Source organism: candidate division WOR-3 bacterium (assembly GCA_026418155.1).
GTDB lineage: Bacteria > Hydrothermota > Tepidihabitantia > Tepidihabitantales > CAIPLT01 > JAOABV01.
On sequence record JAOABV010000035.1, the window covers coordinates 1 to 16515 of the forward strand.

Sequence of the window (16515 nt, forward strand, 5' to 3'; positions counted from 1 at the left end):
AAGATGCCGGACCTAAACCAAGGGGGCGAACTTTCGCCCCCTTGTCTTTTTAGGAGATGGTGTATCTTGGCGTGGGGTAGCAGTAATAGGGCTAGGGCGGGGCTAGCCCCATCTTAACCCAATCCTAATATATTGCAAAGACTATCTTACCAGATATTCGGCATATTAGGTCGCCTACTGGTTAGACTAAATCGTCTATCAAAATGTCTTAAAATATCTATTTCTTTATCCCCAAAACCTCTATTATAATAATCTATTGTCCGAAGCACCTCTTTTTGTTTAATAGATAGTTTTAAGAGTGGTTGGAAAGCAAGTCTTTCGAAAAATCTTAAGATAAATTAGACAGAAAATTTGTTAGATGCTAATTTATCTTGAACTGGTTTCAGGAACTATTTTATGCGAGTAAAACTATTTTCTCTATTGAACTTTTGAACCTTTGAACTCAACCTTTTCTCAACACTTGATTACGCGTGTATTTTATATTACTTATCTCTATTTATCTTTGAACTTCTGCACTTTTTATCATTTTAAACTCGTTTGAAAGCTTCCATTTATTTCTTATTCTGAGCCCAACGAGACACGAACAAAATAAATAACCTCCTCTGCAAATATTCGTGAGCAGTCGTTCTTTAGAATCTCAAATTTTCCTACTTTCTTCTGTCTCTGAGCCCGGTATGAGAAGAATCTCAAAAAATATTTTTAGGAACTGATATTATTCGTTTGTTATGGCCAACTACGAGTCTTTTCTCAATATTCTTTGAACAAATTACCTCTTAAAAGTTCCCGAGCAATTACTAATCTTTGGATTTCGTTTGTGCCTTCATAGATTTGGGTAATTTTCGCATCGCGCATCATCTTTTCTACAGGATAATCTTTCATATAGCCATAGCCGCCAAATAATTGCACCGCCTCAATAGTAACTTGCATTGCAACATCCGAAGCAAAAAGTTTTGCCATTGAAGAGTATCCCGCAATATCTTTAGCACCAGAATCTGCGTGCTTTGCTGCGGCATACACTAAAGCTCTTGCCGCTTCAATCTTAGTTGCCATCTCGGCTAATCTAAATTGAATACCTTGCAAAGATGCAATCGGAGCACCGAACTGAACTCGCTTTTGAGTATATTCAGTTGCCGCTTCTAAAGCACCTTGCGCAATTCCCAATGCTTGGGCACCAACACCAGGGCGCGTTCGGTCAAATGTCCGCATCGCAGTAATAAAACCTGTTCCTTCGGGACCAATCCGATTTTCTACAGGCACCCGACAATCTTGGAATATCAACTCTGTTGTTATTGAGGCTCTTATTCCCATCTTATTTTCGTGTTTACCAAAAGTAAAGCCCGGGGTACCTTTCTCCACAATAAATGCTGAAAGACCTCTGCCACCGCGTTCTGGATTGGTGCTGGCAATAATTGTATAAAGATGAGCCACTTCACCATTAGTAATAAAATGCTTTGTGCCATTAAGCACATAATAATCGCCATCTCTTACTGCAGTCGTTTGAATACTGGAAGCATCCGAACCAGCATTAGGTTCAGTAAGCCCAAAAGCGCCAATCCATTCACCGGACGCCATCTTGGGCAGATATTTTTTCTTCTGTTCTTCAGATGCGGAAAGGATTATCGGATAAGCCGCAAGCCCATTTGCTGCATAACAGACACCAACACCGCCACAAATGCGTGAGATTTCTTCTACGACTAAACACATTTCAAAAACGCCGCCACCCGCTCCACCGTATTCTTCTGGTATATAAATGCCCAATAACCCGGCTTGAGAAAATTCTTTCATAATCTCATACGGAAATTCGCCTTTTTCATCTAATTCTTGACGCACTGGTTTTACTTTTTCTTCGGCAATTTGCCGGGCTAATTTCTTAATTGCCTTTTGCTCATCAGTTAAAAAATAGTTCATAATGCCTCCAATTGCTAAAGCGTAAAATAATACCTATCTTATCCATTTTTCGTAAAAAGTCAAACTGCTCATCTCATATAATCAGTGATAGCATTAATAATTTTGTGTAAATTCTTTCTTCTTCCATTAGGTGTGTTTTCCTTTTCTTCATATTATTAAAATTGTCCATAATAGGAGAACACACCTTTATTTTTAACATCTCAAGCCTAAATTTACACAAAATATTATACACTATCTCTCTTTATAATCGGTTATAATTATATTCTGTTATATCCAATTTTTACATCCAATAGTTAATATAATCAATGTAGAATAATCTTAGGGATGACTATTTTATAGACCTTTTGTAAAAGTTCGTAAAGTAAATCGGCAACTTCTTGAAATTTTTCTAAAGGTCCGCCAAAAGGGTCAGGTATCTCTTTACTCTCTTCGCCAACATACTCTGTAATAAGAAAGGTCCGATTTTTCGCCAAGGGCACAAGTTCTAATACTCGGTCCTTATGTTTATTTTCCATTACTAAAATCAAATCGGCTAAATCAATTCTTTCTTTAGTTAAAGGATAGGAAAGATGATGTCTAATATCAACACCATATTTCTTTACTGCTTGTTGAGCAAATTCTGAAGGAACATTGCCTTTAGTCGCATTTGTGCCTGCAGAAAGAGTTAAGATATTGATTTCGGATTTTTTTATGGCGCGAGATTTTTCTAATAGTTTATCAAAAATACCTTTTGCCATTGGACTTCGACAAGAATTACCTGTGCAAACAAAAAGAATCGTCCAACTATCGGGTTGATGAATTTTAGTCTTTAATTTCTTCCTTATCACGGGTTCACCCAATCAGTTCGTTAGTAGTGTTATCCGTCTGATGAATCTTTGCTTGGGAGTGCTTCTTCAATTTACCTCGCCAATTTCCGTCCAATAATAGAAATGTGGTTAAACTTGGTTTTTATCCTCTTTTTCATATTATACCTTAATACCATTCGATAATAGATGTTCGTAAAGTTTGGTTTTATTCCGTTTTTTCAATACCATTTTACCAATATCCGTTTGATTATTGATTTGTTGTTAAACTTAGTTTCGGTATACTTTTTCATATTCTGTTCCCAATATCATTCGATAATAGATGTTCGGAAAATTTGGTTTTATTCTGTTTGTCATACTATTTTACCAATATCTGTTCGATAAGAGATATGTTATTAAACTAAGTTTCTATTTTCTTTTTCATATTATGCCTCAATGCCATCGATAATAGATGTCCTTAAAATTGGGTTTTATTCTGTTTCTTATACCATTTTACCAATATCCGTTCGATAATAAATGCCATCAAACCAAATATTTTTTAACGCCCTGTAAGATTTTTCACGAGCTTCAGATAAAGTTTTTCCAATACCAGTAACTGCAAGAACTCGACCGCCGTTAGTATAATACCGATTGTCCTCTTTTTTCGTTCCACAGTGAAAGATAAACACATCTTCCTTGTCTTGTAGAACACCGGTAATTAATTTTCCTTTCTCGTAATGTTCTGGATAACCGGCTGATGCTGCAATAACTGTTAAGCCGAACATTTTTTTCCAGTCAAGAGTTTTGAGGGTTCCTTCGATAGTTTGAAAACATAATTCAATTAAGTCATTCTTTAATAACGGTAATAACACTTCAGCTTCAGGGTCCCCCCAACGGCAATTAAACTCAAGAATATAGAAATTTTCACCGCTTAATATCAAACCGGCATAAATAATTCCTTTGTATTCAATGCTCTCTTTCTTTAATGCAGAAAGTAATGGTGCAAATAATTGGGTTTTGAATTTGTTTAGCCAATCTTGACTTAATTCTGGAATTGGTGCATAAGACCCCATTCCACCGGTATTGGGACCTTTGTTGCCATTGAGTAACGGCTTATGGTCCCGCGCTGGAATTAAAGGAATAATCGTATCAGCATCAGTAATTGCCAGCATCGACACTTCTTGCCCATAAATATAATCTTCAATTACAATCTTTTCTCCAGCCAAACCAAAGGCTTTCTTATCTAAAATGCGTTCGATAACAGATAACGCATCGTTCTTATTTTTAGTAATAATCGCACCTTTACCCGCAGCCAAACCATCAACTTTAATAACTAACGGAAAATTTTTCTGCGCAATATATTTTTGGGCTGATGCTGAACTGGTAAAGACTTCAAATTCTGGTATCGGTAAATTGTATTTCCGACAAAATTGCTTGGCAAACGCCTTAGATGTCTCCAATTGTGCTGCTCTTTGATTAGGACCAAAAATTTTCAAACCCGATTTGGTAAATTCATTCACTATCCCCAATCCTAAAGGCACTTCTGGACCAACTATTGTTAAATCAATCTTATTTCGTTGAGCAAACTCTCTGAGCCCGAAAATATCATCGACTTTAATCGGAACACACTGAGCAATATTAGAAATACCAGCATTGCCCGGGGCACAATAAATAATACATTCCGATTGTCGTAATTTCCAAACTAACGCGTGCTCACGACCACCAGCACCAATAACCAAAACTTTTGTTTTCATACTTCTTAATCTATACAGTCGGTCTTAATGCGGTTTGAGTTCATAATACTCAAATCCTTTTTGTCTATGCCACTCTTTAGGTGACCTGAAATATTCTCTAATCTCGCGATGTTCAGCATCAGTTAAATAGGTTATTGACTTGGGAATCGCATCCGATAATGCCGATTGAATATTAGTTAAGGAATAGAGCGTAACTCCTTGTGCTTTTAAGGTTGCTTCACTATTTTGCTGACGGTCAAAAACCACAAAACACTTATCAACTTTACCTCCTAATGCTCGAATCTCTTCAAAAACCTTAGTTTTCGTCCAACCGGCAACGATTGTGTCATCTACCACCAGCACATTTTTATGAAGCAATTGGGCACTGTTAATACCTTCTAATAGTTTTGCTTCTGGATATCGTTTTTCTCTCCGCGCAAAAAACATTGGTTTAGAAAGTTTGTGCGCAATCAAACTGGCTAAAGTAATACTACCGGCTTCAATACCGCAAACTAAATCAAAATCCAGATTTTCTAAGACCAGCATTGAGGTTGCAACAATAAAATCAAAGACCGTCGGATAAGCCGGTAAAATCTTAATATCAATGTAGAGTGGACTGTAGTTTTTGCGTTCATCCACCTTGAAATAAGGTTTAATATCACCCAGACTAACTTTAATTGCACCAATCTGCCATAAAATCGCTGAAATAATCTCAGAAAAAGTTCCTTTGAGAGTTTGTATTGTTTTTATATCCGGGACAATTTGACGCTGGTCTCTTAACAAACGAAATAGTTTTAAGGCTTCTTCAGTATCTGTGGTTTGAAAAGAAAAATTGGTTTGCGTTAAATCGAAAACAATATTAAAAAACACAGGCGAAGCATTTCTCTGATTAAATGGATAACTCTGCGCATTGGCTTCAGTAATACATTTACCTAAACTTTGTATTTCTGGATTAATTAATTTTTGATATGTCTCAAAACAACTCTGAACCAATTGTTTAATTTCTGCGGTCTCAAAAATTATTGGCGTGGAAAAACGAACAATATTATCACTGATTGCTATCTCTTTTATAGGAACTTGTTCTAATTTCATAAATTAAAAATTCGATAATTAATTTGATTTGTTTTGGGTGTTTATTTCCTTAATGATGTCTTTATATAATAATCTTATTTTATCTTGAAGTTCGGCTTTTGACCCGTGATTATCAATAATAAAGTCCGCCATCGCTTGCATATCTTTTTCTTTCATCTGTTGCTTTAGTCGAACTAAAATATCATTAAGATTATAACCACGCTTTAACATTCTTGAAATTTTTTGTGCTTTTGATGCCGTCACTAAAATTCGATAATTAACCTTTATCTTCCTTCCCCAAAAAAACAATAATGCTGCGTCAAGAATTTTAATTATATTATCTTTTTTTTGTAATGCGGTATTGATAGTTTTTATTAATTGGGGATGAACAATCTTATTTAATTTCTGCAACTTCTCTTTATCACTAAAAACTATTTTTGCCAATGCCTTACGGTCGATTTCTTTATATTTATTAAGAATTTTAGTGCCAAATGTCTTTACAATCTTATGATATACCTGGTTGTTTGATGAATACTTGTAAAGTTGCCAAGCGATTTTATCGGCTTCGATGAGACAGACCCGATAACCGGCATTTTGAAAATGTTTAACCAATGCATTAGCCACGGTTGTCTTACCAGCACCAATATTTCCGCCAATCCCAATGCTTATCGATTTACTTGAACTTCGGAGTGTCAATTTGAAAGATTAACCTCTGATTTGTTTTATCAGTAATTTGTTATCTTGTGACAGATACAAAATATAATTAACTAAACCTTGAATTGTTTTACTAACAGACAGGTATTATGTCCACCGAAACCTAAAGAATTGGACATCCCGGCTCGTATCGGCATTAAGCGTGCACCTTCAGTAACATAATCTAAATCTAATTCTGGGTCAGGATTTTCTAAATTTATTGTCGGATGGACCTTCTGGTGATATACTGAAAGACAGAGAACCACAAACTCAATTGCGCCGGCCGCTCCCAAGGAATGACCAATCATTGATTTAGTCGAATTTACCGCAATCTTCTTTGCTCGTTCGCCAAATAATTTTTTAATGGCTTGAGTTTCGGTTAAATCATTTAAGTCTGTAGAAGTACCATGAGCATTAATATAATCAATATCGTCCGCAGTAAGGTTAGCCTCATTTAAGGCATTTCTCATTGCTTCATAAGCGCCAACACCTTCAGGAGCTGGCGCAGTTATATGATAACCGTCGCCGGTTACACCAAAGCCAACAATTTCCGCGTATATTTTGGCATTACGCTTTTTAGCATGTTCTAAGTCTTCTAAGATGACAGTCGCAGCACCTTCGGCAATTACAAATCCGTCGCGGTCTTGAGCAAATGGTCGCGATGCTTTTTCTGGCGCGTCATTGCGTTTACTCAATGCGCCCATATTAGCAAAGGCCGAAATGCAAAAACCGGTAAGTGGTGCTTCCGAACCTCCGACAATACAAATGTCTGCATCACCTGAAAGAATATGCCGATAACCGCTTCCAATCGCATGTGCGCCAGAAGCACACGCCGAGGTCGTGCAATAATTGGGACCGCGTAATCCGTAATAGATTGAAATGTTACCTGCGGCAATATCTGGAATCATCATCGGAATTAAAAGTGGTGAAACTCGCGAAGGTCCTTTAGTAAGATATAACTCATGCTGTTTTTCCCAAGTTTCCAAACCACCCATACCAGAACCAATAATAACACCAATCCGAGTTTTGTCCTCATTATCCAAAGAAAGTTTAGCATCAGAGACGGCATCGACTGCAGACCACAGAGCAAATTGACAAAATCGGTCCATTCGCTTAACAAGTTTAGCATCAAATCGTTTCGTAGCATCAAAATCTTTAACGACACCGCCAAACTGCACTGCTAAATTTGTCGGGTCAATGTGGTCAAATCGAGAAATACCGGATTTTCCTGCCAAAAGATTTTGCCAAAAGGTCTCAATATCAATACCTAAACAAGTGACAACACCTAAACCAGTTACAACAACTCTCCGCATAATAATCTTATAAGATTTTTCCGATTAGAAGCCATTAATCTTTGAATCTTTAACCTCAAAATCTTCTAATCTATTTCTTAGCAGTTTTTTCTTCAATATATTTTATTGCATCAGAGACGGTTCTTATTTTGGAAGAATCTTCATCTGGAATTTCAATGCCGAATTTTTCTTCAAATGCCATTACTAATTCTACAATGTCTAAGGAATCTGCACCTAAGTCTTCAACAAAGGATGCATTGTCCGTGACTTTTTCCGGTGTCACATGTAATTGTTCGATAATAATATTTTTTACATCATCACTTAATGCCATAACGCCTCCTGATGGTTTAAGTTGTTTTATTTAATAATTATCTATCATCATATTCAAAGCTCCGACACACCTTCAGAAAAGAGTGTTATTTGTTCAGAGCCGAAGGTTTTACATACTTAATCACCGCATATTTTAGCAATCAGATTGAGAATGTCAAGAATTATTTTGGAAGCGCTCTGAAGAAGTCGATCTTTGCTTATTAATATAATACTGAACCTACCTCACACCGCTGCTGTTTCCTTTGGTTGTAGTTATTTCTACAGCACTTTTTCAGAGGTCTTTTTTGAAGTACGCCGAAGATATATTACTGAATAAATGGTTTGCATAGTATCGTATAAATGTGAATCGAATGTGACTTTTTGTTAAATTGGAAAGACAACGGCGAAACAAAACATTTTATTTTGATATGCCTGAAAAATTGTTTATCATAACCCACTATCGGGCTAAAGATTATCTTATGGTAAGAGAAAATTGGTGGGTTAAGCCTAATGTGTTATGAGAACTTACCGCATAGTCAAGGATAAGGTTATTGCGGATATAACCCAAACCCAGTGAGGTTCTTGAATTAGCAAACCCCATTCGTAGGAATAATGGTTGATAATAATATTCTATGCCAATTTTGACTTTAGTCTTTTCTTCAAAATTAATATCACTCGCAACCAATAATTCTTTAATTGGTCTAAACGATATTCCCCAATTAACCAAGGTTTGCTCACAGACTGCAAAGTTTTGAATTCCAACACCTGTATTGAACAATTTAGCATTTACTAAAACACCGACATCCGTACAGAATTTAGTCTTTGTAATTGTTTCGATTCGCTCATTAAGTAATTTTGTAGCAACTCCGAAGGAAAATAGTTTATATTGTTTAGACAGACCGATTCTTGCTTGAGTTAGATATGCACTAAATTTACCCGTAATATTACCTTGTTCGTCAATATAGTCCATTGGTCCATAAGAAAAATAAGATACTCCTGCTCCAAGATTAAAATATTCTTTATATTTATAACCTCCTGCACAAGAAACGGCACGAGTGTCTAAAAACCACTCACTAAGACTAAAACTAATTGTTTTAGAACTCATTCCTGCTGGATTATAAAAGATACTACTTGCATCGCCTGATATACTGACCATCGCTTCACCTAATGCCGTTGGCCGAGCAAAAAATGGTATTTGGTAATAGATTGCAAAGGTAGTCGAAATAAATAATAGCGAAATACTGAACGCCCGGCAGATAACAGATATTGGATATCGGATTCTCATTGCCTTAATAATGTAACTTTACCTTGAAAGATTTTTTGCCCATTAGGAGACTTTACTCGGATTACAATCAAATAGACGCCATTGGCAAGCAGACGATTATTTTTATCTAACCCATTCCAGGTATGCTCCACAGAATACGCCTTTTTCTCCTGATAAACCAAATTGCCTTCAATCGTATAAATCAGCATTTCTGAAGTATCCGCATTAGCCACTGCCGGAATTTTTATTTGTGAGGTCCCTCTTATTGGATGGGGCAAAACTTGAATATTTGTCGATGGGGATTGGTAAATAACCCAAATCGGCGCAGACCAAAATCTATCACCATCTTCTTGAACACCTTTAACAAAATAATAGCCAAATGTAATTGTGTCTGAATATAGCCAGATAACATTATTTTGATTTATCAGATTACTCGGTGCTGAATCATACAAGACCCCATTTCTGAATAAATAGATTTTAGCAAAATTATTATTAGCCGAAACACTAACTTTGATATTGACATTTCTCTCATTGGTATAGCAGACATCGCCCATTTTAGTGTGATTAACGGCAAAATCGTTTAAGTAAATTTTATCATTAACGGGGTTTACTTCGCAAGCATAGACTCTTTTTTTACTAATTGCCTCTAATATCTTCTCTTTTGTCAGTTCCTCTGCCCAAATTCCAGAAAGTGGAATTTGTCCTTGAATTGTTGTTTGATTCCCCCAATTAGCCCGATGATTATCCTGATTAGCCACTGGTGCAATATGCCAACCAAGATTTAATGCTTCAATATATCTTTCTTCATAAAATGGTGTGTAATTACCACTGCCATTAACAATTTCAATCATTGAAGCATATTCATTGCCTGCTCGGTTAAAAGCCAAATAATCAAAATCACCATAACGAGGATGATTAAATTGAATCTGCACTTTATTTTTAGCAATCCACTGATAAGTCATATCCAAATTATTAACTGATACTGGACACAAACTCTCAGCCTCAAATATTGAAAAATGGCCAAATGCAGATAGACTACCAAATTCTTGTCCTGCAATAGCCACAAATTCTCCTGGTATTGTAAACTGATTAGCAACATTTCTTAAATATTGATAACTACTATGGGTTAAATAATGCGTATGGTCAGTAATGGCTAAAACATCAATATCAGCAGTATCTCGAGCATAAGCAAAAGCGTGTTCTGGTGTGCTTCGGCCATCAGATAATGAAGTATGAGAATGTAAATTCGCCCAATAGATATTATAACCGATCGCTGATTCAAAGATAAAAAAAATACAGATTAATAACAATATAACAACCTTCAAATCTTCGAATCGCTCAATCTTCCAATCTTTTATTCGATGCATTATGACCTTTTGGCAATGATTCTACCTTCTATTTTGTAATCAATTGGTGAATGTTTTCTAAGATATTCAACCATCAAGTCTCTTAACGGGATATAACTATCTTCAATATCTTTACCTTCTTTAAATATACCATAAGCACCACCGCCTGCTGCTAAAAATGAGTTAGTAACGACTTTATATTCTTTGTTAAAATCAATTGGCTTTCCGCCGATTTCGACTGAGATGAGTTTTTGCTTAGGAGGATTTTTCGGATTATAGACCATTTTAACACCAGATACCTGAAAGATCGCGTGATAGCCAATTACTGAAATTTCCAGCATTTCCCAAACCTGTTTACCGGTCATTGTCATTGTAACAGCAGTATTGCCAAAAACATCAACTCTATAAATATCACGATATGTTACCTCACCTTGCGGTATGTTTGCTCTTATACCTCCTGAATTATGAACTGCAATATCAGCATTAAAATGTTCTCGCATCGCATCAGTAATAAAATTACCTACCGGACATTCTTCCATTCCAGAGCGCGTTAGTTCTCTTTTAGAAATGCCAATGACATTATCAAATCCTTTTTCAACATCTTTCTGCCAATTCTTAAGATGTGTCAAATATTCTTGATGTAAAGGAATCTCTTCACCATATAAATCAATGAGTTCACCATCATAACCCGCAATCTTTTTGGTTTGCTTATCAATCTTTAATTTCAATAAACCGAGACTTGTAAGTCTACCGTATGTCTGAGCAATAATTGTATGATACCTCGGCATTTCATATGGTTTTTGAATACCAGTATGACTGTGTCCTCCAATTAGCACATCGATACCTGGAACTGAATCTGCCAAACGCTCGTCATAGCGATTACCGATGTGAGTTAACCCAATCACAATATCTGCACCTTGTTGTCTTAAGGCTTTAACACAATTTGCAGCCGGTACATAATGTTTTATAATATCAAGACCCGGCCGGTTTTCTGGACTGACCATTCCAGCTAAATAATGAGTAATCAGTCCAAACAGTCCGATTTTCAATCCATCGCGCTCTAAAATGATATAAGGCTTAAAATATTCAGGCACGGAATCAGTTCCGGCTTTTACTAAATTAGCACATAAAACTGGCGCTTTAGCCATTCTAATTAAAGATTTCAATGTGTCTAGACCATATTCAAAATCATGATTACCGATTACTAAAGCATCTGCACCGATATAATTTAAAAACTCAATTACTGATTTTCCGCGAGTGAAATCGCCAATTGGTGTGCCGGAAAACCAATCACCTAAATCAAATATTAAAACTGGAATATTCTGTTTTTGGGCTTGCTCTTTTATCTCATTAATAACTGTAATTGCTGCAGGCGCATTGCCGATAGGTGGTGGAAAATCCGGATTCATCCAGAATGCTTCAGTTGGTAATAAAGCGCCATGAATGTCATTAGTATGAATAATATAAATATATTCTGGTATCGCATAAACAAAATTAAAAATGAAAAACCAAACACTAAATAGCAAATAGCAAATACGAGATAGCGAAATGTCATTACGACTAGTGTCTGGGCAAATAGCAAACAGCAAATAGCGCTTTATTTTCATAATGTTTTAGATACGGAAATTACAATTTCGCCACTATTTTGATAAACTTTTACATCGTTGTCAGTAGAAAACAACAAATTCTCACTACCGATAATTCGTCGTTTAATATCCGCGCCAATATCTATTCTAAGTGTACCCACAGCAAATCCCCAGCCCAAAGAGATGGAACCCTGATGCACAACCGGTGGCGTGAATGAAGGTTCTAATCTAAAACCATATCTAAACGCAACACCATTTAGGAAAATATGTTCAATACCAATACCAGTCTCAATCGTTTGGGCAAAAGTCGAATTCAATCTTTTCCAATTTGTATATTGACCACTAAGACCAATTTGAGTTGGTATCACGCCACTGGCAAAATAGGCAAATTTAGCATTAATTATATATGGATATTGCTGTTGACTATTGTTGCTCCAATTCTTTAACTTTGGTCCTGATTGGTAATCAATACAGATAAGCATTCTTTCAAATGGGATGAGTGCAGAGCCTATAGAAAATCCTAATCCTTTGGGTGTTCCAGTTGTCTCTGCCGTTAATTGACGAATAAAAACAATTGAATCGTGATACCAATATTTTCTATTACCAAAATAATAGTTCACTCCGACGCCAAGCCCTATTTTCTTATAAAATTCTCTACTTAAACTTAAGGCCATTTTATAAACAGACCCCGTTAATTTTATTTCCTTCTCTCCTATCTTCGCATAAAAGTCATCTCGGAACTCCTGATAGAATCGGTAATCAAAAATATATTGTGGTCTAATACTGGCATTAACATTTAGATATTTTGTAGGATAAATAAAACCTGTTGTTCCTAATTTTCCCGTTGTTAAAAGATTTTCCGCAAAAGCTACTTCACCCAAAGTATTATCAAACTGATCATAAAGCATTTTCGTTCTGCGTTCCGAAATGAATCCCAAATTGTAAGTTAGCATAAATTGAGGCGCTGAAGCAAAACCACATAATCCGAGATTATCAAAGCTTACTCTTGATTTAAGAACTACTGAACCGGCTAATCCGATAGACTGAGCGTCACTACAATTAATTTGTCGTCCATAATACCAATCATTTGGTATCGCAATTGCGGAATTAAAAATTAGAAACCATAAACTAAAAAATAAAACCCATTTCATATATTTTCTCCTTTGATAAGAAGAATTAAAAACCATACACTAAATAACACACAATATAAATATATTCGGTAACAGTTCAAGGCAAATATACTTGCTACGCACAGGTGATAGGCGGATAGCGAATTTTTTACCATAAAATATCTATCTGTAAAGCGACATTAAAAATATCATTTCTATTTACAAAATTATAAACCGGTGGCAATGTATTGTTTTGAAAATGTAGTCCTTTTGCGGATTGCAATGCAGTATGAGGAAACTCAGTAAACTTACTCTTAAACTTAAATCTGAGCATCAGAAAATCTGTTGGTCGTTCTGAAACTACAAAATAGTATTTTAGCCCCCTGCCATCAAGAAAATCAATCCCAACATCTTCAAAAATCCATTGGCTTAAATTCATTGCTGACCAGACTGCAATTCCGGTTTCAAGATTTACTGCTGGCGAGAAATTATGTTCCCAAGAGATTGCTAAGAAATCACCCCACATCGTCTTTTCACTATTATATTCCATTGAGGGCGTTAAATCGACTAAACCACGACGCACTTCACACGAAAGAAAATTTCTTTCTTCCAGACTGGCCAAAACTCGAAAACTCGTTTCAAAAGTATTAGAGACCGTTGCTAAAACATCTTTGGGTAGATGTTTTCGTTGAATTTTTTGTTTAATTCTAAATCTCAAAGGAAAGACTGGTCGATATTCTACTTCGCCTTGAAAGCGGTAATTCGTCAAACCATAAGCCAAATTTCGCCAGACATCAAAATACATTCGGGTAAAAGTAATCTGTCGAGAGATTTGATAACGCATTTCAGTATATATCCCTTGTTCGGCTTTTGGTGTTGGAAAATATTGTAAATCGGAAAATGTTGGGTCAATCAAACGATAGGGCTTTTCTAATGGCGTGTCTTCAAATCGGAGTTGTTCACAAAAACCCCGATTATACGGATTATCATAATTTACATCATAATGTCTTGCCAGGGCTACAAGATAAAGATATTCATATTGCACTCGACTCATTGCTAATATTGCTTTTCCAGCATTTTTCAACCAAGCATATTCACCTTCAAAAGAAACATTCTCAATTGCACTTCGAAAGTCCAGTGAATAGAAGTTTCTTTGTTTGCCATAATAGAGTTGCGTGTAATTGGCGTCATCAAAAAATGTTGCATCACCGGGCAAGTCAATCCATTTAACATCCGGGGCAAATGACTTATTATATCTGCACACAAGAGAATTAAAACCAATCACAGTGCCTTCAGGAATAAAACTGATTTGCGATAAATCAATTCTGGCACTTCCACCAATATTTGTTTCCAGAAAATTCTTATAATTCGTTGGTAACCGAGGCTCGTTAACAATATAATAATTAATTGTGCCATCGGGATTTTCAATACCATCTCGTAAAGTACGGGAATAGAAAAGTAGACCTTTTAAATTACCTTCTTCAATCTCCGCACCCGCACCACGAAAACTAAATACAGAATTTGAGGTCAAATCACCAAAAACTCCTCGAGTGCGCGCATAGGTTCGAGCAATGAGTTCTGCAGAATTATCTAATAAAAGACCTTGACCAATAGTTACGCGATAATCTCCGAGAAATATTTTCTTAAAGGGCAAAAAATCATACGTGCCCACAAACCCTTTAACCTCATCGCTCAATCTTGTGGGATTAAACGATTTCTCCCATCTCAGACCGCCAACAAAATTCTGACCAATGCGAGTTCGCAGGCGCTGTGTTAATGATGTGCGCCTCTGAAGACTCAATAGATATTCTCGCTCTTTTTCCATTCTTGAGTAATACTTTTCAATATCTGAGTCCGTGATTCCTTTTTCATAAAATTTACTTGGCTCTTGAAATTCATTAAAACCTTGACTTATTGATGCAATCTTTTCCTCAACATTTGTCTCATACTCATATCCATAATTAAGAAATAATCGATAATTACCTTGAAATTTAATCGGTTTGGGGTCAGTAAAAGCAACATAATTACGCATATTACGATAACCATAATTAGACAAACCCGCAACATCATTGCGTAAATCCCTTTGACTTTTTATTTCTCGTCCTAATTTTAAGTGTTTAACAACCGCAATCGCATCAATTAAAGAAACATTTTCAAAAAAGATTAAATCGTCAACACCTGCTTTATTAATATTAATTGGCGACAAGAGTTTATCCTGCCATTCTTCGACTGCGGTTTTGGTAGTGCCCTCTTCAGTGGCTAATGATTTTTGAATCCGATAAAGATTAAGATACTCTTCTCCCCGTTCTTTAGGTTTCGAGATATAGATTAACGGTTTAAGTTCTTCAAACTTTTCTGGTGAAATCTCTTTAATTTTCCTTAAATCATAAATACTTTTAAGCCCACCATAATACAAAATATATTCATAAATTTTTTCAGCAGCAAGTTCCGAGATTGGTAATTGCTTAATCTCATTAAGACTCGCTTTATTAATATCAAGTTGCTTTTGTTGTGTAAAAGCCGGATAAGTTATTGAAACACTACAGAAACAGAATAATAAGAACAAAAGACGAAAGAACCTTCCAGTAATTCGTTTTGCACATTTTTTATATTTAATCACAAATAAGTATGCGTAAATCAAATCCGTCTAAATTATTTCTTAAATTTTTCGTGTTCTTTCATGCTATGTAATTTGTGTCTCACTTATAATCTTAGAAACTATATTGCAGACCAAAATTATGAGTTAATGGTAGTTCCGGATGAGTCGTCAAAGCATAATCAACAAAGATATTTTTTATACCTGTTCTTAAGCCAAAAGCAAATCTTATCGGTTCAGTTTGAAGCCCAGCACGAAGCGTCAGGTAATTTTCAATAATCTCAAATTCCTGTCCAGCCATAATTCGGGTTGGTTTACCTGGCTCTTTAGAAATATCAAATGCAGATGTGATACCGTAAGTTGGCAAATAGGCAACACCAAAATTAAGCAATTGGGGCAACTCAGACTTTTCAATTTCGCCCAGTTTTGGTTTATTGAGATTATGCACATAAAAGCCGACCTGCCATCTTTTATAAATTCTACTTAAAACTCCAATATCTAATCCAAAAGTAAAACCACTGCCAAAGTCCTTTTGATATAATTGATAGCCTCGCATATTATAACCAAACGCAATATCTTTGACTAACTCCATACCATAACTTAGAGTCAAAATTCTTTCCGAATGCATTGGAATACCGATTTCTTGAATTGCAAAGCCTAAAGTTCCTGGTGCTTTCCTTAATCGTGAAACTGCACTAATTGAAAAATGGTGTAAATTTATTCCCAAACCACCAAATGGCAATTTATAAAAACTCATAACCGATAGATTGTTGACTTGACTGAGACCTGCAGGATTAAACTGAATTGCATTAGCATCATTAGCAAC

The 16515-nt window shown here is 35.8% G+C and carries 13 protein-coding genes; all 13 read right to left on the bottom strand.

What is annotated here, in order from left to right; all coding sequences use genetic code 11:
* Nucleotides 1-747 precede the first annotated feature (747 nt).
* The gene (locus N2201_05095) at nucleotides 748-1908 is read right to left on the bottom strand and encodes an acyl-CoA dehydrogenase family protein (GenBank protein MCX7785587.1); all 1161 of its coding nucleotides are present in this window, start codon (nucleotides 1906-1908) and stop codon (nucleotides 748-750) included.
* A gap of 302 nt (nucleotides 1909-2210) precedes the next feature.
* The gene (locus N2201_05100) at nucleotides 2211-2735 is read right to left on the bottom strand and encodes a low molecular weight protein arginine phosphatase (GenBank protein ID MCX7785588.1); all 525 of its coding nucleotides are present in this window, start codon (nucleotides 2733-2735) and stop codon (nucleotides 2211-2213) included.
* A 458-nt stretch (nucleotides 2736-3193) separates the two neighbouring features.
* On the bottom strand, nucleotides 3194-4444 hold the full coding sequence (gene purD / locus N2201_05105) for a phosphoribosylamine--glycine ligase (protein ID MCX7785589.1): 1251 nt from the start codon (nucleotides 4442-4444) through the stop codon (nucleotides 3194-3196).
* Between the two features lie 24 nt (nucleotides 4445-4468).
* Complete coding sequence (locus N2201_05110; GenBank protein ID MCX7785590.1) at nucleotides 4469-5515, bottom strand: phosphoribosyltransferase family protein; 1047 nt, start codon at nucleotides 5513-5515, stop codon at nucleotides 4469-4471.
* A gap of 18 nt (nucleotides 5516-5533) precedes the next feature.
* Nucleotides 5534-6190 carry a dephospho-CoA kinase gene (coaE, locus tag N2201_05115; protein ID MCX7785591.1) on the bottom strand — a complete coding sequence of 219 codons (657 nt, stop codon included), beginning with the start codon at nucleotides 6188-6190 and terminating at the stop codon, nucleotides 5534-5536.
* Nucleotides 6191-6261: 71 nt separating this feature from the next.
* Nucleotides 6262-7503, bottom strand: coding sequence for a beta-ketoacyl-ACP synthase II (fabF, locus tag N2201_05120; protein ID MCX7785592.1), 1242 nt, complete (start codon nucleotides 7501-7503; stop codon nucleotides 6262-6264).
* 67 nt (nucleotides 7504-7570) lie between these two features.
* The gene (locus N2201_05125) at nucleotides 7571-7810 is read right to left on the bottom strand and encodes an acyl carrier protein (GenBank protein ID MCX7785593.1); all 240 of its coding nucleotides are present in this window, start codon (nucleotides 7808-7810) and stop codon (nucleotides 7571-7573) included.
* A 450-nt stretch (nucleotides 7811-8260) separates the two neighbouring features.
* A complete protein-coding gene (locus tag N2201_05130; protein ID MCX7785594.1) occupies nucleotides 8261-9073 on the bottom strand; it encodes a hypothetical protein in 813 nt (270 codons plus the stop codon).
* Nucleotides 9070-10419: a CehA/McbA family metallohydrolase gene (locus N2201_05135; GenBank protein MCX7785595.1), complete on the bottom strand. Its 1350-nt coding sequence runs from the start codon at nucleotides 10417-10419 to the stop codon at nucleotides 9070-9072. The genes N2201_05130 and N2201_05135 overlap by 4 nt, the downstream gene beginning before the upstream one ends.
* Entirely contained in the window at nucleotides 10419-12005 is a 1587-nt protein-coding gene (locus N2201_05140; GenBank protein ID MCX7785596.1) for a bifunctional metallophosphatase/5'-nucleotidase, read from the bottom strand. The genes N2201_05135 and N2201_05140 overlap by 1 nt, the downstream gene beginning before the upstream one ends.
* Entirely contained in the window at nucleotides 12002-13135 is a 1134-nt protein-coding gene (locus N2201_05145) for a hypothetical protein (GenBank protein ID MCX7785597.1), read from the bottom strand. The genes N2201_05140 and N2201_05145 overlap by 4 nt, the downstream gene beginning before the upstream one ends.
* Before the next feature lie 127 nt (nucleotides 13136-13262).
* The gene (locus N2201_05150; protein MCX7785598.1) at nucleotides 13263-15713 is read right to left on the bottom strand and encodes a helix-hairpin-helix domain-containing protein; all 2451 of its coding nucleotides are present in this window, start codon (nucleotides 15711-15713) and stop codon (nucleotides 13263-13265) included.
* Nucleotides 15714-15804: 91 nt separating this feature from the next.
* Nucleotides 15805-16515 (bottom strand): hypothetical protein (locus N2201_05155; GenBank protein ID MCX7785599.1); only part of this gene is annotated, 711 nt, incomplete at its 5' end.

Excerpts from the sequence above, each read along its gene's own strand:
- N2201_05125 (MCX7785593.1), bottom strand. The coding sequence starts at position 7,810 with ATGGCATTAAGTGATGATGTAAAAAATATTATTATCGAACAATTACAT.
- N2201_05135 (MCX7785595.1), bottom strand. The coding sequence starts at position 10,419 with ATGCATCGAATAAAAGATTGGAAGATTGAGCGATTCGAAGATTTGAAG.
- N2201_05095 (MCX7785587.1), bottom strand. The coding sequence starts at position 1,908 with ATGAACTATTTTTTAACTGATGAGCAAAAGGCAATTAAGAAATTAGCC.
- N2201_05110 (MCX7785590.1), bottom strand. The coding sequence starts at position 5,515 with ATGAAATTAGAACAAGTTCCTATAAAAGAGATAGCAATCAGTGATAAT.
- N2201_05140 (MCX7785596.1), bottom strand. The coding sequence starts at position 12,005 with ATGAAAATAAAGCGCTATTTGCTGTTTGCTATTTGCCCAGACACTAGT.
- purD (MCX7785589.1), bottom strand. The coding sequence starts at position 4,444 with ATGAAAACAAAAGTTTTGGTTATTGGTGCTGGTGGTCGTGAGCACGCG.
- N2201_05145 (MCX7785597.1), bottom strand. The coding sequence starts at position 13,135 with ATGAAATGGGTTTTATTTTTTAGTTTATGGTTTCTAATTTTTAATTCC.
- N2201_05130 (MCX7785594.1), bottom strand. The coding sequence starts at position 9,073 with ATGAGAATCCGATATCCAATATCTGTTATCTGCCGGGCGTTCAGTATT.